This window comes from Streptomyces sp. NPDC047049, assembly GCF_040643995.1.
GTDB lineage: Bacteria > Actinomycetota > Actinomycetes > Streptomycetales > Streptomycetaceae > Streptomyces > Streptomyces mooreae.
Window position 1 is genome coordinate 70652 of record NZ_JBEYVM010000021.1, and the last position, 20087, is coordinate 90738.

The 20087-nt window shown below is 69.2% G+C and carries 14 protein-coding genes and 1 pseudogene; 11 read left to right on the forward strand and 4 right to left on the reverse strand.

Annotation, left to right across the window (positions count from 1 at the left end):
- The first annotated feature begins 11 nt into the window (after positions 1 to 11).
- The 6 genes from pgsB to ABZ851_RS31845 all read left to right on the forward strand — a co-directional run bounded on the left by pgsB (position 12) and on the right by ABZ851_RS31845 (position 8445).
- Positions 12 to 1358 (forward strand): poly-gamma-glutamate synthase PgsB, encoded by a 1347-nt coding sequence (gene pgsB, locus ABZ851_RS31820; RefSeq protein ID WP_361134950.1) that lies wholly within the window; start codon positions 12 to 14, stop codon positions 1356 to 1358.
- Positions 1355 to 1837 (forward strand): poly-gamma-glutamate biosynthesis protein PgsC/CapC, encoded by a 483-nt coding sequence (locus ABZ851_RS31825; protein WP_033269075.1) that lies wholly within the window; start codon positions 1355 to 1357, stop codon positions 1835 to 1837. Before pgsB ends, ABZ851_RS31825 begins: the two co-directional genes overlap by 4 nt.
- Positions 1838 to 1886: 49 nt before the next feature.
- The gene (locus ABZ851_RS31830) at positions 1887 to 2927 is read left to right on the forward strand and encodes an NlpC/P60 family protein (RefSeq protein WP_361134954.1); all 1041 of its coding nucleotides are present in this window, start codon (positions 1887 to 1889) and stop codon (positions 2925 to 2927) included.
- A 38-nt stretch (positions 2928 to 2965) separates the two neighbouring features.
- On the forward strand, positions 2966 to 4882 hold the full coding sequence (locus ABZ851_RS31835) for a glycosyltransferase family 39 protein (RefSeq protein ID WP_361134957.1): 1917 nt from the start codon (positions 2966 to 2968) through the stop codon (positions 4880 to 4882).
- Between the two features lie 633 nt (positions 4883 to 5515).
- Positions 5516 to 7036: a glycerol kinase GlpK gene (gene glpK / locus ABZ851_RS31840; RefSeq protein ID WP_361134960.1), complete on the forward strand. Its 1521-nt coding sequence runs from the start codon at positions 5516 to 5518 to the stop codon at positions 7034 to 7036.
- Between the two features lie 566 nt (positions 7037 to 7602).
- On the forward strand, positions 7603 to 8445 hold the full coding sequence (locus ABZ851_RS31845) for a MerR family transcriptional regulator (protein ID WP_361134963.1): 843 nt from the start codon (positions 7603 to 7605) through the stop codon (positions 8443 to 8445).
- A gap of 368 nt (positions 8446 to 8813) precedes the next feature.
- On the opposite strand, the gene ABZ851_RS31850 is transcribed toward ABZ851_RS31845, so the two are convergent.
- Positions 8814 to 9632, reverse strand: a complete 819-nt coding sequence (locus ABZ851_RS31850) for a barstar family protein (protein ID WP_361134966.1) — start codon at positions 9630 to 9632, stop codon at positions 8814 to 8816.
- Between the two features lie 145 nt (positions 9633 to 9777).
- Here ABZ851_RS31850 and ABZ851_RS31855 point away from each other — a divergent pair, with 145 nt between their 5' ends.
- Positions 9778 to 9936, forward strand: coding sequence for a hypothetical protein (locus tag ABZ851_RS31855; RefSeq protein WP_361134969.1), 159 nt, complete (start codon positions 9778 to 9780; stop codon positions 9934 to 9936).
- Between the two features lie 156 nt (positions 9937 to 10092).
- Here the strand turns inward: ABZ851_RS31855 and ABZ851_RS31860 are convergent, their stop codons facing one another.
- Positions 10093 to 11775, reverse strand: a complete 1683-nt coding sequence (locus tag ABZ851_RS31860) for an IPT/TIG domain-containing protein (RefSeq protein ID WP_361134972.1) — start codon at positions 11773 to 11775, stop codon at positions 10093 to 10095.
- A gap of 648 nt (positions 11776 to 12423) precedes the next feature.
- Here ABZ851_RS31860 and ABZ851_RS31865 point away from each other — a divergent pair.
- Complete coding sequence (locus ABZ851_RS31865; protein ID WP_361134975.1) at positions 12424 to 12942, forward strand: hypothetical protein; 519 nt, start codon at positions 12424 to 12426, stop codon at positions 12940 to 12942.
- A 440-nt stretch (positions 12943 to 13382) separates the two neighbouring features.
- Positions 13383 to 13874 carry a YcxB family protein gene (locus ABZ851_RS31870; protein ID WP_361134978.1) on the forward strand — a complete coding sequence of 164 codons (492 nt, stop codon included), beginning with the start codon at positions 13383 to 13385 and terminating at the stop codon, positions 13872 to 13874.
- Positions 13875 to 13947: 73 nt separating this feature from the next.
- On the opposite strand, the gene ABZ851_RS31875 is transcribed toward ABZ851_RS31870, so the two are convergent.
- The gene (locus ABZ851_RS31875) at positions 13948 to 15198 is read right to left on the reverse strand and encodes a GNAT family N-acetyltransferase (protein WP_361134981.1); all 1251 of its coding nucleotides are present in this window, start codon (positions 15196 to 15198) and stop codon (positions 13948 to 13950) included.
- Between the two features lie 40 nt (positions 15199 to 15238).
- A complete protein-coding gene (locus ABZ851_RS31880; RefSeq protein ID WP_361134984.1) occupies positions 15239 to 15517 on the reverse strand; it encodes a hypothetical protein in 279 nt (92 codons plus the stop codon).
- Positions 15518 to 16261: 744 nt separating this feature from the next.
- On the opposite strand from ABZ851_RS31880, the gene ABZ851_RS31885 reads away from it, so the two are divergent.
- Positions 16262 to 17488, forward strand: a complete 1227-nt coding sequence (locus tag ABZ851_RS31885; protein ID WP_361134987.1) for a glycosyltransferase — start codon at positions 16262 to 16264, stop codon at positions 17486 to 17488.
- Positions 17489 to 17677: 189 nt separating this feature from the next.
- Positions 17678 to 19813 (forward strand): annotated as a pseudogene (gene helR, locus ABZ851_RS31890) (RNA polymerase recycling motor ATPase HelR); the annotation flags it as partial.
- Positions 19814 to 20087 lie beyond the last annotated feature (274 nt).

Below are 20087 nucleotides of genomic sequence, written 5' to 3' on the forward strand. Positions count from 1 at the left end.
GATCAACCGACGTGCTTTTCCTCTATGTTGTGCTGCTGCTGAGCTGTGCCGCGCTGCTGGTCGCCGGCGTGCTGGAGCAGCGGCGCCACTACGCCGCGCTGGCGCAGATCCCCACCCGGGTGCTGGTCAACGGCATTCGCGGCAAGAGTTCGATCACCCGGCTGTGCGCGGGGGCGCTGCGCGGCGGTGGTCTGGTCACCGTGGCCAAGACCACCGGCACCGCTGCCCGGTTCATCCACCCGGACGCCACCGAGGAGCCGGTGTACCGGAAGTTCGGCATCGCGAACGTCGTCGAGCAGATCGGCATCGTCCGGCGCGCGGCGGCATACCGGCCGTGCGCCCTGGTGATCGAGTGCATGGCGGTGATGCCCGCGCTCCAGGAGGTCAACCAGGACAAGCTGATCCGCTCCACCATCGGCGTGCTGTGCAACGTACGCGAGGACCACCTCGCCGAAATGGGGCCGACGTTGGACGATGTGGCCCGTTCGCTGTCCCGGTCGATGCCGTTCGACGGGATCTGCGTCACCGCCGAGCAGGAGCGGCTGCACATCCTCCAAGAGGAGGCGGACAAGCGGCGGTGCCGCCTGATCGCCGTCGATCCGGAGTCGGTCACCGACGAGGAGCTGCGCGAGTTCAGTTGGTTCACCTTCAAGGAGAACGTCGCCATCGCGCTGGCCGTGGCCGAACTGCTCGGTGTGGACCGGGCCACCGCACTGCGCGGTATGTGGGACTCGCCTCCGGACCCCGGCGTGCTCTCCGTCGAGCGCTACCGCACGCCGGACGGCAAGCGGCTGCGCTTCGCCAATGTCTTCGCCGCCAACGACCCCGAGTCGACGTTGATGAACGTCCGTCAGCTGGAGGAGCTCGGTGCGATCCGCCGCCCGCTGAACGTGGTGATCAACTGTCGTCCGGACCGGGTGGAACGCAATGGGCAGATGGGAGCGATCGTCCCCGACCTGGCCCCGGAGACGGTGTTCCTCATCGGGCATCCGACCAAGAGCGCCCTCGACGGCATCCCGCCGGGCTCGCCGGGCCGGGTGGTGGACCTGGGCGGCGACCGGCGCGACGCGCAGGAGCTGACCCATGCCCTCCTCGCCGAACTCGCCCCCGATTCCTCGCTGGTGGCCGTCGGCAATATCCACGGCCAGGGCGAACTCCTCCTGGACCACCTCGGCAGGCTGGCCTCGGACCACGACGACGAGCCGCTTCCGGTCGCGCACCCGCCCGAGACGGAGCCGTACAGCTGGGTGGGGTCGCTGACCGGCCCGACGTCCGGCGCACCTGTCCCGGGCCCCTCCTCCGCCCATGCCGATGCCCCTGCCGATTCTTGGTACGAAACCGCAAGGAAGCCGCTGTGATCCCCGTCATCGTCACTCCGCAGACCGCCGCACTGGGGATCGCCCTCGGACTGCTCTTCTCGCTGATCTGCTATCTGACCACCAACCTCTCCCCCGGCGGCATGATCACCCCCGGCTGGCTGGCGCTGACCCTGGTCACCGATGTGGTCCGGGCCGCGATGATGATCGGCGTCACGGCCCTCACCCTCGCCGCGACCAAGCTCCTCCAGCGTCATGTGATCCTTTACGGGAAGCGGCTGTTCGCCGCCGTGGTGCTGTCCGCGGTCCTGCTCCAGACCACGGTGATGCTCGCCCTCCAGCACGAGTTCCCGCTCCTGTACACCGCCCAGACTCTGGGCTTCATCGTGCCCGGCCTGATCGCCTATCAGCTGGTCCGTCAGCCATTGGCGGCCACCGTGGTCTCCACCACCGCGGTGACCCTCGGCACGTATGTGGTGCTGGTCGCCGGACTGCTGCTGGGGGCACTGCCCGTCGGCTGAACCGGACGCACGCGTCCGCCGTACTCATCCGCACGCAGAGGAGGTCACCATGGGCACCCACCCCACCCCGTCCGGCAGGCCCAGTCGCCGTCAGGTCCTGGCCTGCGCCGCCGGTCTGGCCTCCGCCGGAGCGATCACCGGATATGCCTGGCACCGCTTTCGGAACGGCGTACCGGACGGTGACTTCTCGGTCCCGGCCGGCGGCTACCGCTTCGAGCGCCGCGCCGAGCCTGCCCGTACGGTGGTTCGCGCCGCCGACGGCCGCGTGCTGGCCACCTTCACCGACGGTGCCCGCACCGCGCTGCTGACCGGCCCGGCCCGTACCTGGAGCGAGCCGCGCACCACCGCCGCGGTGGTGCGCAGCGACGCCTGGGTACGGCTGATGGGCGGTGCATGGAGTCAGGGCAAGGAGCGAACCCGATGGTTCCGGGAGTGGTTCTCCAAGGCCCTGGCCGACCGCAGTCCGGACGTCCTCGCCGTGGCCTTCCAGTACGGCGACGGGGCGCACGATCTGCGCAACGCATCGGGTCTGCGCTACGCCGGCAAGGCTCACTTCGGGCCGCTCGTTCCCGGACAGTCGCCGACATCATTCGACTACCGCGATGAGAAGTCCGACTTCTACGACTACCTCGGCACTCCCTGGACCTTCCCTGACGGCATCCGCAAGCACCCGGAGAAGGAGCGCTACGGGGACGTGGACTGCTCCGGCTTCATGCGCCTGGTCTGGGGCTACCGCATGGGCTACCCCATGCACGCCACCAACGGCCCGGGGCCCGGCCTGCCCCGCCGCGCCTACGCCATCGCCTCCCGGGCCCCCGGCGTGCTGCTGATCCCGAACACCGGCCGGCCACCTGCCGACATCAGCCTGCTGCTCCCCGGCGACCTCGTCTTCTTCGCCATCGACATCGGCAGACCGCGCGACATCGACCACGTCGGCATGTACCTGGGTCCGGACACGGACGGGCGCCCACGCTTCTACTCCAGCCGCTCGCGGGCCAACGGACCCACCATGGGCGACCTGGCCGGCCGCGCGACGCTCGACGGCCATGGCTTCTACGCCCAAGGGTTCCGCACGGCCCGCCGCCTGTGAAGCCGACGCACCCAGCCCGCCCCAGGAGAGACCACGCCATGGCCACCACCCCCCTCACCCGGGACACCACCGACCGGCACCACCCCTCGCAGGGCATCAGACGCGCCCACGCCAAGCGCCGTCAGCGGACCGCCGTCAGCCGGGAGTCCTGCGCCCTGCTGCTGATCCTGGCAGCTGCCGCGGTGCTCTACACCTGGGCCATCGACCGTGCGGCGGTGCACCCGTACTACTCCGCGGCCGTGCGGTCGATGGCGGCGAACTGGCGCGCTTTCGTCTTCGGCGGGCTCGACCCGAGCGGCTCAGTCACTCTGGACAAGATCCCCGGTGCGCTGTGGCCGCAGGCCCTTTCCGTCAGGCTCCTCGGACCGTACAACTGGGCGGCCGTACTGCCGCAGGTGCTGGAGGGCGTACTCGCCGTCTGGGCGTTGCACCGGATCGTCCGTGCCTGGGCCGGCCCCTTGGCAGGGCTGCTCGCCGCGCTGGTGCTCACCCTCACTCCGGTCACCGTCGCGCTCAACCGGCACAACATCCCCGACACCCTGCTCGTCCTGCTGCTGGTCCTCGCGGCAGGATCGCTGCAGAAGGCCGTCCGCACCGGGAGGCTGCTGCCGCTGCTCATCTGCGGGAGCTGGGTGGGTCTGGCCTTCCAGGCCAAGATGCTCCAGGCGTGGCTCGTCCTGCCGGTCTTCGCCGCGGTGTACCAACTGGCAGCACCTGGTTCCCGATGGGACCGGGCCCGGCGGCTGCTGCTCGCCGGGGTCACCGCACTCGTCGTCTCCTGCTCCTGGCTGCTGCTGGTATGGGTCACCCCCGCCGCGAACCGTCCCTACATCGACGGGACCAGCAACAACAACCCCTTCACCCTGGTCTTCGGCTACAACGGGCTGAGCCGCTTCGGCGACGACCCGCATGCGCTGGGCGCCGTCGCCGGCACCGCCGCCAGCCGCACCACCGGTAACACGGGTTGGACCATGGTGGTCAACCAGAGCGTGGGCCCGCAGATCGCCTGGCTCCTGCCGCTCGCCGTACTGGTCTTGGCGCTGGGCGTGTGGTGGCGCGCCGGACAGCCGCGCACCGACGGGCCACGGACCGGCTTCCTGCTCTGGGGCGGCTGGCTGGCGGTGCACATCGTGGTCTTCAGCAACTCCAACGGCAACCACGGCTACTACATGACCGTACTGGCTCCGGCCCTCGCCGCGCTGACCGGTGGCGGAAGCGCCCTCCTCCGGGCCGAGTACCTCGCCGGTGGCCGGCGTCGCGCGGCGCTGCCCGTCGCCGTCGGGCTCACGGCTCTGTGGGCCGCGGCAATTGACGGCCCGCACAGCGAATTCGCGCCCTGGCTGCTGCCGGTGGTGCTGATGCTCGGCCTGTGCGGGACCGTCGGCCTGTGGACCAGCGGTCCACACACCACACGACGGGCGATGCACAGCGTCCTGGCAGCTTCCCTGACGGCCGTACTGCTCGCCCCGGCCGTCTGGGCCGCCTCCTGCCTGAACCCGCGCTACCCCGGCTCACCGATAGAACCACTGGCCGGACCGGTCGGCCCCGGCTACCAAGATGCGCACCACCACCGGGCCAAGGTCCGGCGAAACCCCTTGAACGAACCGTCCGGGCGGGACCGCGCACTGCTGAACTACCTCTCCGCGCACCGTTCCGGGGAGAAGTACCTGCTCGCCACCCAAGCCGCCTACGGCGCCTCGCCCCTGCTGCGCGCCACCCCCCAACCTCTTCTGGTCATGGGCGGCTTCACCGGACTGACCCCCTATCCGAGCGCACCACGGCTCAGGGACCTGGTCTCCGCCCACCAACTGCGCTACGCCCTCCTCACCACGCGCCGCCCGTCGACACCGGCGTCGGTCTGGGTGAAGAAGAGCTGCACCCCCGTCTCCCCGAGCGCCTACGGTCAGATCTCGGACGGAAGCTTCACCCTCTACGACTGCGCTGGAGGCAAATGACCTCCTGACACGGCGAGTTCCGCGGCCCACACCCTCACGGATCGCGACGGCTCCCGTATGCAGGCGGCTGCACCGCCACTCCGCATTCGGGACGGGCGACGGCTTCGCACCCGCGCTGATGGGGTGTCACCTCCGTCGGCCGGTGCGAGGTTACGTGGCCCGCCCTCCGGACAATCTGCAGGCGGCGACCCAGCTCGCCCTGCGCACCCGAGCAGCGCCATCCTCTCTCGCCGGCCCCTGCTGACCTACACCGACCGTGCGCTCGGCTACGTGGAAGAGCTCGGCTCGATCGCCCCGGCGGATCCCGTGAGGGCGCGGCTGCCATACGGGGCTGCCCCTCGCCGCGCCGCGCGATCTCGGCCACGACAGGCTCTGGATCGCTGCTCAAGGACCTTGGAAACTTTAAGTTACCGGGCTGCAACCCCTTGACGTCAACCTCAGGGCGGGCAAAACTGCCGTCCTGCGGTCGACATTGTCGAACAGTGGATGACATCGGGGCAGAGTCGCTCCGATTGGTCTCCGCTGGATGCGTCGACGAGCTGAATCGGCTCCGCCCCGAACCAGCTGGCTTCCACGTCGATCGAGCACAGCCGCCCCGCCCCGCACCGTATTGAGCCGCTCCAGGAGCACACCGTGACCCACGCGCGAACCGCCGGCCCGTTCATCGCCGCGATCGACCAGGGCACCACGTCAAGCCGATGCATCATCTTCGACCGGGACAGCCGGATCGTCTCCATCGACCAGAAGGAGCACGAGCAGATCTTCCCCAGGCCGGGCTGGGTGGAGCACGACGCCAGCGAGATCTGGACCAACGTCGAGGAGGTCGTCGCCGGCGCCCTCGACAAAGCCGGGATCACCCGCGGCCTCAGAGCGATCGGCGTCACCAACCAGCGCGAGACCACCGTCCTCTGGGACAAGAAGACCGGCGAGCCGGTGCACAACGCCATCGTCTGGCAGGACACCCGCACCGACACGCTGTGCAAGGAGCTCGGCGGCAACGTCGGCCAGGACCGGTTCCGCCACGCGACCGGCCTGCCGCTGACCTCCTACTTCTCCGGCCCCAAGATCCGCTGGCTGCTGGACAACGTCGCCGGCCTGCGCGAGCGCGCCGAGCGCGGCGAGATCCTCTTCGGGACCATGGACTCCTGGGTCATCTGGAACCTCACCGGCGGCCCTTCCTGCGGCGTCCACGTCACCGACGTCACCAACGCCTCGCGCACCATGCTCATGAACCTGCACACCCTGGAGTGGGACGAGCGCCTCCTCGCCGCCATGGATATCCCGGCCGCCATCCTGCCGCGGATCCGCTCCTCCGCCGAGGTGTACGGCATGGCCGGCGGAGACCTCTACGGCGTGCCGGTCGCCTCCGCGCTCGGCGACCAGCAGGCGGCGCTGTTCGGCCAGACCTGCTTTTCCGAAAGCGAGGCCAAGGCCACGTACGGCACCGGCACCTTCCTGCTGATGAACACCGGCCGCCGGCCCGTCCACTCCCACAGCGGGCTACTGACCACGGTCGGCCACCGGATCGGCCGGCGGGCGCCGGTCTACGCGCTGGAGGGCTCCATCGCGGTCACCGGCTCGCTGGTCCAGTGGATGCGCGACCAGCTGGGCCTGATCGGCACCGCCGCGGAGATCGAGACCCTGGCGAGCTCGGTGCAGGACAACGGCGGCTGCTACATCGTCCCTGCCTTCTCCGGCCTGTTCGCCCCGTACTGGCGCTCCGACGCCCGCGGCGTGATCACGGGCCTGACCCGCTACGTCACCAAGCAGCACCTCGCCCGCGCCGTGCTCGAGGCCACCGCATGGCAGACCCGCGAGATCGTCAACGCGATGCACAAGGACTCCGGCGTTGCCCTGACCTCACTGAACGTCGACGGCGGCATGACCTCCAACAACCTGCTGATGCAGACCATCTCGGACTTCCTGGACGCCCCTGTGGTGCGCCCGACAGTCGCCGAGACCACCTGCCTCGGCGCTGCCTACGCGGCCGGACTGGCCGTCGGCTTCTGGCCGGACACCGACGCACTCCGCGCCAACTGGCGCCGCGCCGCCGAGTGGACGCCCCGGATGGAGACGGCCGAACGCGACCGCGCATACAGACTCTGGCACAAGGCGGTCGAGCGGGCCACGGGCTGGACCGAAGAGGAGCACTGAGAAAGGTATGAGCACCCTGCGAGAAGGCTGTTGACCAGGCTCGTCGGCGGGCAGGGCACACGCTGGTCCGGGTCGGCTGTTTCGCCCTGGCGGGGTTTGTGGCTCCCCCAGACGCTCGCCGGTACCGCGGCGAGGCGCGGATCGCCGCGATGAGGCTGAAGTTCAAGGACGCGGAGAGCTCGGGACTCGTGGTGATCTCGGAAGGTCCCGAGACCGTCGCGGAAGCAGCGCACACCCTCGTCGTTCAGTTTGCTTCTCTGGTCCAGGACGTTCGGGAGTACGCAGAGGAAGCCGCGGCCGAGGGCCTTACAGACCGGGGCAACACCGTGCACGAGGCTTGCATGGAATGCATAGCGCGGCGCAAGGCAAATCCCCAACCCCTGCTCGGGGTGCCCTCAGACCAGCTCGACGGATCTCCCCACCCTTCCGGGCCTGCCCTGGTACGGGACGCCAAGAGCGAGGGACCGCCCGATAGCCCGTCAGGATCTGGGTGGTGTGTAGTTGCATATGCCGTAGCGGCATGTGGTGTCGTCGAGGGCACCACAGCACGAAAGGCCCTGTCTGCGATGTACCCCTCCGTCACGCCTCCCCGCCAGGTCAAGATCGGTGATGCCGCCGCCTTCGCCGGGACCACCCCGCGCGCCATTCGCCACTACCACCAGATCGGTCTGCTGCCGGAGCCCGAGCGAGGCGGAGACGGACGCCGCCGCTACGGCTACGACGACATGATCCGCCTGCTGTGGATCCGCAAGATGTCCGAGGCCGGCATCAGCCTGGACGACATGCGGGCCGCCTTCGACGAAGCCCGGGACATGGAGGACGTCCTGGGCCGGCTGGAGGAGACCCTGGCCGCCCAGGAGGCCGACATCAAGCGCCAGCGCGCGGCAGTCCAGCGCCTGCGGGTCGTGGGCAGCCCACTGGGCTTGCTCTCCCCCCAGGTCACGGACCGGCTCAGCCACCTGCCTTCGGGCGCACTGCGCCCCTCCGACCTGGAGGCCCTGCTGGTCACGGAACGGATCTTCGGGCCGCTGGGAGCCGCAATTCAGGCCAGCGTGTTCATCACCCTGGCCACCCACCCCGATCTACGGGCCGAGGCAGACCGCCTCGACGCGGCCGACGCCGCCCTCGATGACACCGTCGATCCCCGCGACCCGCAGGTCGAGGAACTCGCCGCGCAGCACTGCGCCCACCACAAGGCCCTGCTCCAGGCCATTGAAGCGGCCGGACTGGAGGCGGCCGAGGAGAAGCTCTTCGAGATCTACGACGCCGAGGCGAGCGGCGAGGAGGACGCCCAGATGAGCGCCTTCGAAGCGGTCACCAAGATGCCCTACGGCTTCTCCGCGGCCCGGACGCGATGCATGGAACTCACGGCACAGCTCCTTGACGGGGACCTCTCCGCAGGCAGCTGATCGCTGGTGTGGCCGTGCCTGAGGAGCGCCCGGATTGGCCACCGACACGAAGCCAGCGTCTCGACGTCTCGACACCGCCCGCACACTCCACCAGCGGGAGACCCGCCGCCCCCCCCCAACGCAAGCCGGCCGCTCCTCCCCGACACGTCCACGGCCGACCTCCTGCAACGCAGGACGCAGGCCGAGGCCGAAGGCTGGATCGATGAGATCGAGGGCATCGACCTCGCCCTCACCTTCCTCCGCGCGAAGCGCGACGAGACCCAACGCCGAGCCCAGCGACCAGCTGTCCACCTCGGCATCCCCGCACGCCGCCGTCCGCAGGAGTCGGAAGGGCGTTCCCCGGACCGATGCCTCGAAGCAACGAGCTGTCACCGAAGGATGACGCTCACACCCCGTTCCTCGAAGATCTCCAGGAGCAGGTCGAACAGCGCAACCTCGCGGTCGCCGACGGGGAGGCGCTCTACCAGCCCTGCCCGGGCCTTGGCCGAGGAACCCCAGTGCAAGGTGAATGGAGCCGTGGCGCCCCAGCCGCCGACAAGGCAGTCGTCCAGAGCGTCAAGGTTCCAGCCGAAGTATCCGCCGGGTCCGTTGACGGCCTCACCGATCGCGCAGTAGAAGCTGTCTTCGTCGACGATGTGCCGGCCGTTCAAGGTGAACACCTGGCCTGCGGGCGCATCGGGCTTCCCCTGGCGTTGGTACTCCCGGGACCACAGCGCCACCGATAGCCACGCGCGTCGGTCCTCAGGCGCGAGTTCGTGCCACATTCCGGTGTGGTTCAGGCGACCGGTGCGGAGCAGGTCCCACGGTCGTTCCGCTCCGGGCAGGGCGTTCTCGCACCACAGCGTCACCGTGAGGTCAACGAGGCCGACTCCACGGGCGGAGGGCTTGACGTCGATGACGGTGACGCCGTTGACGAAGTAGGACCCCATGGTGGCACCGTCGCCGTCGAGAAGGGCGAGCCAGGCGTTCCCCGCCATGGCGCGACGACTACCGACATGATCGACGCTCTTCAGCAGGGCCCCCTGCGGGAGGCACCCTTCGAGGTGCACTCGGCGTGCGCCCTCCTCATCCGGCAGAGGCTTGAAGAACCCCTCGGCCTCGTGAGCGAAGCCCCAGAAGTCGCTGTCGTCCTCGTCCGAGGTCAGCGCGTACTTATGCCCCTCGCCGCCCTGCCCTGATGTTCGCATCGCACCCCCAATGAGAGTGCTGATCTTACCGACGCCCGACAACTCGGCCGGGCGGTCTTCGGCGCTGCCCCACCCCTGACCCCATCCCATCCATCTCGGAGGCCCATTGACGAGCCATATAGCCCCGTCCATCCATGAGGGTGAAGTGCAGAGAAGCACCGGGCAGGAGATGAGCCTGCGCGATATCACCAAGCGGCTCGTCATCACGACAGGCGCGAAGAAGGGCCGGCCCCCCTCGCCCGCCACCGTTATGCGGATGCTGCGTGAAGACGAGGGGCAGGCCGCCACGGCGGCGAGCGCGTGATCACCCCGCTGCTTTGCGGCTGGTGCCCGAGCCAGGACTTCGGGGCCACCATCCGGCGGTCGTCCGGCGCCCGCAGCCGGGGCCCCGCGCTCCGGCCGGTCCTCTAATAATTCCCCGCTCGGCGGAAGCCGGCCGTGGTCGGGCCGGCGGCGGAGATCAGACGGCGGGTCCGTCGAGATAGGTGTAGGTGCTCTGGGAGCTGCCGCCGAGGGTGCTGACCGTGATGGCGATTCCTCCGGCGGGGTGGGGCGGGGCGGCTGCGGTGATCGTCTGGTCGGAGATGACGGCGAAGGCCGCGGGGGTGTTGTCGAAGGTGACTCCCTGGGCAGTGGCGAGGTGGGCGCCGGTGATGGTGACGTCGGTGCCGCCGCCGGTTGGTCCGGTGTCGGGGCTGACGCCGGTCAGGGTGGGGGTGTCGAGGTAGGTGAAGGTCAGGCCGTTGGCGTTCCCGACGGGGGTGATGACGGTGACGGACACCGGGCCGGAGGAGGGAGCGTCGGGAACGCCGACGGTGACGGCGGTGTCGGTGACGGACTGGATGGTGGCCACTCTGGAGCCGAAGCGCACCGAGGTGGTTCCGGCCAGGTTGGTTCCGGTGATGACCGCGGTGCCTCCGCCGGTGACGGGGCCCATCGTGGTGGTGATCCCGGTCAGCAGCGGGGCGGGGCGGTAGTAGAAGGTGCCGAAGGTGCCGGTGCCGCCGGGGGTGGTGACGGTCACGGGCACCGGGCCCTGCCCGGCGGGGGCGCGGACGGTGACCGAGGTCGCGGTGTTGGCCAGGATGGTGGCGAGTCTGTCGCCGAAGCGCACGGCGGTGGCACCGGCCAGGTCGTGCCCCCGGATGGTCACGATAGTGCCACCGGCGGTGGTGCCCTGGCTCGGCACCAGCGTCAGGGCGACCACGCTGACGGCATTGTCAGCGTTGTCCGTCACGTACAGCCGGGTCCCCTGGGGGGTGACCGCGATGCAGGTCGGGCCGTTGCCCACGGGAAGGGTGCCGATGACGGTGTTGGTGGCGGTGTCGATCACGCTGACGCTGTTGTCGGCATAGTCGGCGGTGTAGGCGGCGGTCCCGTCCGGGCTCACGGTCACGAAGCGGGGCGTGGTGCCCACCCCGATGGTGGCGATGACGGTCGTGGTGGCGGTGTCGATCACGCTGACGCTGTCGCCGCCCGCATTGCAGACGTAGGCGCGGGTGCCGTCCGGGCTGAAGGCGATGATCACCGGCACGTCACCGGCGGTGAAGCTGCTGGTGACGGTGTTGGTGGCGGTGTCGATCACGCTGACGGAGCTGTCGCCGACGTTGCCGACGTAGGCGCGGGTGCCGTCGGGGGAGACGGCGACGCCGATCGGCACGGGGCCGGTGGTCACCGTGGCGGTGACGGTGTTGGTGGCCGTGTCGATCACGCTGAGGGTGTTGGCGTTCTGGCTGGTCACGTAGGCACGGGCGCCGTCCGGTGAAACGGCTAGCCCGAGGGCTCCGGCACCGACCGCGATGGTGGCGGTGAGGGTGTTGGTGGCGGTGTCGATCACGCCGAGGGCACCGTCGTCGAACAGGGTCACGTAGGCGCGCGTCCCGTCCGGCGAGACCGCCGGGAAGGTGGGACCGCCGGCAGCGGCGACGGTCGCGGTGACGGTGTTGGTGGCGGTATCGATCACGCTGATGGTGTTCGACGCCCGGTTTGCGACGTAGGCACGTGCCCCGTCCGGGGTCAGTGCCACCCCCAGTGGGGAGCTGCCGACGGGGATGGTGGCGTCAGCCGACGGCAGCACCGTGGAGCGTTGGCGTGGCAGCGCGACGGCGGCGAGCAGCGGATCAGGTCGGGTCAAGACGGTCACGGCGCAGCCTTTCTGAGCACGTATCGGGGAATTGCGGCCCCTGCCCCGGGGCAGGGGATGCGGTTGATGCCGCTGGGTTCGCCTGCGGCAGTGCGGCCCACGCTGCAGGCTGCCGACGGTCCTCACCGGTCCCCCATGGCCCGTACAACCAGGCCGAAGAACCGCTCCAACCGCCTCCAGCATGTGACCCGGCAAAGGATGGGCGACCCACCACTGGGTTCATCACTCAAAGTGACGCACAATGTCAAACGTGTGACAATACTCAGCTATGCGACACCACCCAAACAGCCCAGCGCGCGACGCTTCGGGCTGCTTGAGCTCCCGCCTCACCAACGCCATGGCATATCCAGACCAGGACCAGGCGTATGCGTCAGCTTGATCCGCTCCGGCCAGGTGACGCCGCTGGTGGACCGGCATGCGGGCCGAGCGCGGTCAGCGCCGCGCGGAGGTAGGCGGAACCGTGCCCAGCCGCCTTGGACTGCACGCCCTGACGCCGAACCATCAGAGCCGCCTGCCGCCGTTGCCGCCGGGCCGTCGTCTCGTCAGGCCGCCGGCGGCCGCCGACTCAACTCCGCGTACACCGCAAACAGGATCCTCCACGGCGATCCCTTCTTCGTGAAAATCACGGGCTAACTCAAGGAAGACACTGTGGCACTGCTCGCCGAACACACCGTCAAAGCCCGACCCGCACACGGCCTGGTGGAGGTCTACGATGCCGACGCCTACCTCGACGACAGCGCCGCAGCCGAGGCATCACGAGAGCAGGTGGTAGCCGGCAACGGCTACCACCTGTACCTGCACAGCCTGCAACCCGACATCGAGGTCGACGTGACCATCCGCATCTGGGATCGGGCACAAGCACCGCCCAAACACTCCGAAGGCTCCCTCCCCGTGCTCATCGAGTCCGCCACCGCCTGCCTGGTCATCAACCAACTCACCCTCGGTCCCGCAGGCACCATGGATCTCCCCCGCCCCGGGATCTACGAAGGCCACGCCTGGTGGACTGGCCGAAAGTCCACACGTGACTACTACGACCGCATCCTCACTGAACACACAGAGCCCGAAAGCCTCAAGCGCGCCTGGCAGAACAATCCCACCCCAGAGCGCTACTACCTCGACCTCCACCTCACAGGCGACGTCCGCCCAGACGACGAAGACAGTGTCTGAGCTTGAAATTTAACTTTTGCGAGCTCTGAGTCGATTGCGTTGGTGATGCTTTCGGGGCGTTGCGCGTGAGGAAGTGTCAGGGTGCCACTCCTGTCTTCACGACGGGATACGCGCCCGCTTCCGACACCTCGGCGGACTGGTTGAAGGGATCGGCGCTCAAGGTGATCTGCTGATTTACCAGCTCCGCTGCTACACGACGACGGCCCCGCCTCCGGATTCTGGGCCGGCGCCCTCGTCTCGCCCGCGAGCACGGCGGCCGTGGCGACGGTGACGGCCTGCCGAGACGATGATCCTGCACTAGGCACCGCGCGACCGATTGACCGCCGACGGCCGACGGCTGACGGCTGACGGCTGACGGCTCATCGAGCCAGTGGCGACTGGCGGTTCCTCCAGTACTCTGGCGCGGATTCCGACTGGCCCCGAAGGAGGCACCTCACCCCATGGACATCTCCGCCACGTTTCATCTGACCACCCGTGAGTACCGCGGAGCGATACGGAACTCACCGACCATTCGCGGGATGTTGATCATCTGCGCGCTGATGGTTGTGGTGGGTCTGATCAGCCTGCTGTCGGACCGTCCGGCGATGACGCCCTTATGTGTCGGTCTGGGTTTGCCGGTGTTCCTGGAGGTGATCGTCCGCCTCGCGCCTCGCAGATCCGCAGCGCTGTTCGCTGAGCCGTGGACGGTGCGTGTCACCGAGGAGACGTTCGCTCTGCGAACCGCAGTCAGTAAGGCAGAGATCGGCTGGGATGCGTACCGCGAGGCCTGGGAGCGCTCCGGATTCTGGTTCGTGCGGCAGATCAGCGGGGCGTCCAGCTTCATCCCGAAACGGGCTCTCGACGATGCTCAGCAGGCCGAGCTCGCCGATTTCTTCGCCCGGCGGCTGCCTCCGCACAAGATCCGCTGGTACAGGCCTCGCTCCTGGCGATAAGGCATACGGTCCGGTCTGTGATCCATCACCCGCATCAGTTTGACGGGACACGGAGGCTGCCTGACGACTGCTTTCAGTAGGCGGGGAACGCCCAGCCGCCGGGGTAGAAGGGCTCGCGGTCGGCGCGGAAAGCGCGTGTGGTGCGGGCCAGCGCGCCAGATCGCAGTTCCCGGACCAGGCCCGCGGCTGCGAGGGAGGCCAGCGTTGTGCCGCCGAGGAAGGCCGCTCCGAGCTCGGCTGCGGTGAGTTGGAGGTCGGCGGGTGCCTTTGTGCGCTCGCAGATGACTGCATCCCCCTCGGCCTGCAACCGGTAGCGTCCGGTGTTCCAGGGGCAGAAGTCGTCTTCGACGTTCAAAACCACATCCAGCGGCGTGGAGTAGCGGCGTCCGGCCAGAGCCCGGTCGACATCGACCAGTCGCACCCACAGCCGGTCGACCACGGTCGACCGGACCGCCCGCGGTTCGGCCAGCAGGTGCGGCAGCGGCTCGTCCGCGGCGGCCTCGTACTCGATCCACGGCACCAGGTCGATCCCGGCAAGGAAGCGCCACAGAGCGGCGTATGCCTGCCGGGTGGCGGCTGCCAGCTCCACGATCTGCACCGCGCTCGTATCGTTGCCCAGGGCGTCCCGCGCGTCGTTGATCCGGTAGAGCGCATACCCGGTGGTGTCGCCGTGTGGCTCGCGGTGCACGGCATATCGCAGCGATGTCGCGCCGTCGCGCGAGTGCGGCGCGTCGTCCAGTCGGTTGTTCCAGAACCGTTCGGCACGGTCGGGCCAGGCGATCGAGGCGGTCCGGACCGCCTCGTAGACCTTCTCGATCGAGGGTCGGGCTGTGTCGCGATCCAGGAGCTGGATGGTCCCGTCGCCGAAATCGGTGCCGGGGCGGAAGAGCATGGACCGCTTGTCGCACCGGAGCTGGTTCCCGCGGGTGGCGGGGCCGTAGCCGAAGCGGCCGTAGATCGCGGCCTCGGACGGGCGGAGAACGGCGATCGGCTCGCCGCCGGACTCGTGCAGGTCGGTCAGCTGCTTGTGCATCATCGAGGCGAGGACGCCGCGGCGCCGGTGGGTGGGGGCCACGCCGACCCAGGTGACGCCCGCGACCGGGAGCACGGCGCCGGGGACGGTGAGGGACCGGGTGTAGATCGCGGCGCCTCCCACGGGCGTGTCCCCGTCGAACGCGGCGATCGTGCGGTCCAGCTCGATGGTGGCGCGTTCATGGGCGAGTTCCTCATCGGACCGGTCACTGCCGTAGGTGTTGGCGATCACGCGGGCCCATATGGCGAACTCGCCGTCGGTGATGGGCCGAAGGAGATAGGGATCAGTCACCGCGCCTGTGTAACGGATATCGAGCCGCGACGCGATCGAATTATCCAGAGGGATGGCGGCCTTGCCGCTCTGCGCGATCGTTGCCGGGGGCCTCAGCGATCCGGGCTGCGAGATCGGCGAGGCGGCCCACCTCTGCGCCACCTGCGGAAGAAGGCGTAGACACGGTCCCATGCGGGGAAATCCGAAGAACGGAGCGCCACTTGCCGCCGTTGTCGGTGATGCAGAAGACCGCATCCAGCATCTGCCGGTGACAGCAGCCTTCCGGCTGGCCGCCCCGGCCCTCCAGCCAGGCCGGCACGGGCAGCGTGTCACGCACCACCGCCCACTCCGCGTCCGGTCATCTCCGACGGGCACCTCCGTACTCTCTCCGGCCGGCCGGCTGCGTTCCCGAACCGGTAGACGAGGCAATCGCCCAACTACACGCGGGAGTTGGACGGCGCCAGGGCCGTCACGCAAGACTGGAACAACAGGACCTCCTTGGTGTTCGTGACGTCGCAACCCGAGCTACCAGGAGGCCCCCTGCTCTCATGCCTCCATCCGGACAAGACCACCCGGCCCAGGCACCCCATTCGAACGGAACCCTCCACGCGATCGGTACGCATACCGTTTCTCAGCTTGTTCTTCAACCGCGTGCTGTGACGGTCGGTCGCGCGATGAGGCAAATCGCGATACGCGTGGCGGCTGGCCGGCCAGACTCACGGACAGGCCAGCGAAGATCACGCGTATCAACCTGCGAGCACGGCAAATGGCGGCGCTCTCGACGACGTTCGAGCCGGCCTTGCTGAAGAGGGTGGAGAACTTCTCGTTCCGCGGCTGCATTTGTAGGCGCAAGAGAGAGCCCCTGGGCCGACGGGGCCGCCGTATGCGGCGCGCCGCCGCTTCGGGAGGAGGTTGTCCGTCCACAGCGGACGATTTCCCCCACGGCCCAAAAAGCAAAGGCAAGGAGGGAACTCGCTCCTTGCCACTCTCAACTTATAGCGCACCGGGGGGCTTGCGGCAAGACCCAGGTCGTGCCGCAGAATCGCCCGCCGAGGCCAGAAGTTGAGGAAATGAGAGTCGCGGAATGCGTGTGTTGTTGTCGACGTATGGGTCACGCGGGGACGTCGAACCGATGGTGGGGCTCGCGGTGCGGTTGCGGGCACTCGGCGCGGAGGTGCGGGTGTGCGCGCCGCCCGACTTCGCGGAGCTGCTGGCCGGTGTCGGCGTGCCGCTGGTGCCTGTCGGCCGGCCCGTGCGCCCGATGGTGACCGGGGCGACGCCGCCGGCGGCGGCAGACCTGCCCCGGCACGCGGCCGAATGGGGCGCCGCTCAGTTCGGCACGATCGTCGAAGCGGCCGAGGGATGTGATGCCCTGGTGGCGGGCGGCATGATGCCCGTCGCCGAGCGGTCGGTGACCGAGAAACTGGGCATCCACTACGTGTACGCGAGCTACCAGCCGATCACCCTGCCGTCGCCACACCGCCCGCCGCTGCCGCGACCGGGCCGGCCGTTCCCGCCCGAGGTGACCGACAACCGGGCGCTGTGGGACCTGGACGCCCAGGACATCAAGGAACTGTTCGGCCCGGCGCTCAACACCCACCGGGCGTCGATGGACCTGCCGCCGGTGGACAACGTCCGCGATCACATCTACACCGACCGCCCGTGGCTGGCGACCGACCCGGCCCTGAGCCCGTGGCAGCCGACAGACCTCGACGTCGTGCAGACCGGCGCGTGGATGGTGCCGGACGAACGCCCGCTCCCGGCCGAGTTGGAGGCGTTCCTGGACGCCGGCGCACCGCCGGTGTTCGTGGGGTTCGGCAGCATGCCCATGCGCGCCTCGGAGGACGCCGCCGGGGTGGCCATCGAGGCGATCCGCGCGCAGGGCCGCCGCGCACTCGTCGGGCGCGGCTGGGCCGGCCTTGCCCTGGTCGACGACCGGAACGACTGCTTCGTCGTCGGCGAGGTCAACCATCAGGCGCTGTTCCGCCGGGCAGCCGCCGTCGTGCACCACGGTGGCGCGGGCACCACGACGACGGCCGCACGGGCTGGTGCGCCCCAGGTGGTGGTACCCCAGGCGGTGGACCAGCCGTACTGGGCCGGCCGGGTGGCCGACCTGGGCATCGGCACGGCCCATGACGGTCCGGCTCCGACCACCGAGTCGCTGTCCGCCGCGCTCAAGACGGCCCTGACCCCCGAGACCCGCGCACGAGCGACCGCCGTGGCCACCACGATCCGCACCGACGGGGCAACGGTGGCCGCGAAGCTGCTGCTCGACGCGGTCAGCCGGGAAAGGCCGCCCATGTCCGCGTGAACCACGCGGGCTCGTCGAGCCAGGACCCAGAACACGAGAACCTGCAAACCCTGGCGGACTGAACCGACAACGGCCACGGTGTCCACGTCAGGCGAGCGTTGCTCGTCATGGCCACCAGGTTCGTCACGCCGGTCGGGACGCCATGCCGCGCGCAATGGCCGCGAGCGACCTCAGATCGGAGCCGATACCGTGCACCCGCTGACTACCAGCGTGTTTCACCTTCCCGACCACCTTTTCCCCAAGGCCGACCCGACGCTGATCGCCGGCGACGAGCAGCACTTCGCGGCCATCGCCAAGAGCCTTGAGCAGGCGATCTCCGAACTGTCCGACCGCCTCGAAGCCGAGCGCAGGGCGCCCGGCGGCGTGGGCCGCCAGGCGATGGACCGGGACGCGGAGATCCACCGGCTGACCGCTCGCCTGCGCGCACTGCGTCGCTTCGGCTTGGACCTGTGCCTGGGACACATGGTCAGCGCGGACTACCCCGAGCCGGTGTACGTGGGACGGCTTGGCCTTACGGACAGCACGGGCCGTCGACTGCTGCTCGACTGGCGCTCCCCCGCGGCCGAGCCGTTCTTCGGCGCCACCCACGCCAACCCGATGGGTCTGGTGAGCCGCCGAAGGTATCGCTGGACCCGCGGCCGGATCAGCGACTACTGGGACGAGGTGTTCGCCTCGGACGGGTTTGCCGGGCACGCCGCGCTCGACGACCAGTCCGCCTTCATAGCCAGCCTGGGCAGCAACAGGTCGGCACGAATGCGAGACGTGCTCGGCACCATCCAAGCCGACCAGGACGCCATCATCCGCGCGGGATCCCGCGGCGCTCTCGTCGTCGATGGCGGTCCGGGTACGGGGAAGACCGTGGTCGCCCTGCACCGCTCCGCCTACCTCCTCTACTCCGATCCTCGCCTCGGTCACCGTCGGGGCGGTGTGCTGTTCGTCGGTCCGCACCGGCCCTACCTGGCCTACGTCGCCGATGTCCTCCCGAGTCTCGGAGAGGAGGGCGTGCGGACCTGCACTGTGCGAGACCTCGTCGCCGAGGGAGCCGCAGCAGCGGTCGAGGCCGACCCGGACGTGGCCCGCCTGAAGTCGTCCGCGGACATGGTGGGGGCGATCGAAAAGGCCGTCAGGCTCTACGAGGAGCCGCCCGCCGAGGGAATGACGGTCACGACCGACTGGTCCGACATCTGGCTGAGCGCCGACGACTGGGCCGAGGCATTCGAAGCACCAGAGCCAGGTACTCCGCACAACGAGGCGCGCGAGCAGATCTGGGAGGAACTGCTCACCATCCTGATGGCCAAGCATGACGATGATGTCTCGCCCGACCTCTTCCGGAGGTCACTGCTGCACGACGAAGAGCTGGTCACCACTCTCAACCGCGCGTGGCCACTGCTCGAAGCGGCCGACCTCGTCGGAGACCTGTGGTCGGTACCCGCCTACCTGCGGATGTGCGCTCCCTGGCTCAGCCGCGACGAGGTGCGCAAGCTTCAGCGCAAGGAAGCCCCCCAGGCCTGGACGGTGTCCGACCTGCCGCTTCTGGACGCGGCACGGCAGCGGCTCGGCGACCCGGAGGCGGCACGACGACAACGCCGGCACAAGGCCGCTGTCGCTGCCGAACGCGAGCGCATGGCCGACGTCATCGACAACGTGCTCGCGGCCGATGACGACGGTGAAGGGGCGGTGACGATGCTGCGCGGACAGGACCTGCGGGACAGTCTGGTCGACGAGGCCTCGCTGCCCGGCGTCGAACCGGACCTGCTCGCCGGCCCGTTCGCGCATATCGTCGTGGACGAGGCTCAGGAACTGACCGACGCAGAGTGGCAGATGCTGCTGCTCCGGTGCCCGTCCCGGAGCTTCACCATTGTCGGGGACCGCGCCCAGGCCCGGCACGGGTTCACCGAGTCGTGGCGGGAACGGCTGGAGCGAATCGGACTCGACCGGATCAACCTGGCCTCCCTGAGCATCAACTACCGGACACCGGAAGAAGTCATGGCGGAGGCCGAGCCGGTCATCCGGGCCGTGCTCCCGGACGCCAACGTGCCGACCTCCATCCGCAGGAGCGACGTCCCCGTCGTACACGGATCTGCTGCGGATTTGAGCTCGATCCTCGACACCTGGCTCACCGCACATGCCGACGGGATCGCCTGCGTCATTGGCGATCCCACGTTCCAGCCGACGTCCCGCGTCCGGTCGCTGACCCCGGAGCTGTCGAAGGGGCTCGAGTTCGACCTGGTCGTCGTTATCGACCCGGATGAGTTCGGCAAGGGCATCGAAGGAGCGGTCAGCCGCTATGTCGCAATGACCCGAGCGACCCAGCAACTCGTCATGCCTTACGAGCCCCTGATGCCGGCCGGACACCTGCCCGCTCCAGGCCCGCCTCAAGGCCCTGCCCGCCTCCGCGGTCAGGCTCACCACGGAGGGTATGCGGGCGATGGCCGCACGATGGCACGAAGCCAGTCGACCGCCTCCACCGCACACGGCCATAGAGCCAGCACGCCCTACCCGTTGGTGGTCACCGGCCGGTACGCCGTACAGGCCCAGGCGCTCATCGCCCCCGACCTGGAGAACGTCGGCCGCCGCGGTGCCCGCTTCAAGTTCAGCT

What these genes read in the sequence shown, in the direction of transcription:
- ABZ851_RS31830 (WP_361134954.1), top strand. Translation starts at nt 1,887, where the DNA reads ATGGGCACCCACCCCACCCCGTCCGGCAGGCCCAGTCGCCGTCAGGTC.
- ABZ851_RS31835 (WP_361134957.1), top strand. Translation starts at nt 2,966, where the DNA reads ATGGCCACCACCCCCCTCACCCGGGACACCACCGACCGGCACCACCCC.
- ABZ851_RS31845 (WP_361134963.1), top strand. Translation starts at nt 7,603, where the DNA reads ATGTACCCCTCCGTCACGCCTCCCCGCCAGGTCAAGATCGGTGATGCC.
- ABZ851_RS31850 (WP_361134966.1), bottom strand. Translation starts at nt 9,632, where the DNA reads ATGCGAACATCAGGGCAGGGCGGCGAGGGGCATAAGTACGCGCTGACC.
- ABZ851_RS31870 (WP_361134978.1), top strand. Translation starts at nt 13,383, where the DNA reads ATGGACATCTCCGCCACGTTTCATCTGACCACCCGTGAGTACCGCGGA.
- ABZ851_RS31885 (WP_361134987.1), top strand. Translation starts at nt 16,262, where the DNA reads ATGCGTGTGTTGTTGTCGACGTATGGGTCACGCGGGGACGTCGAACCG.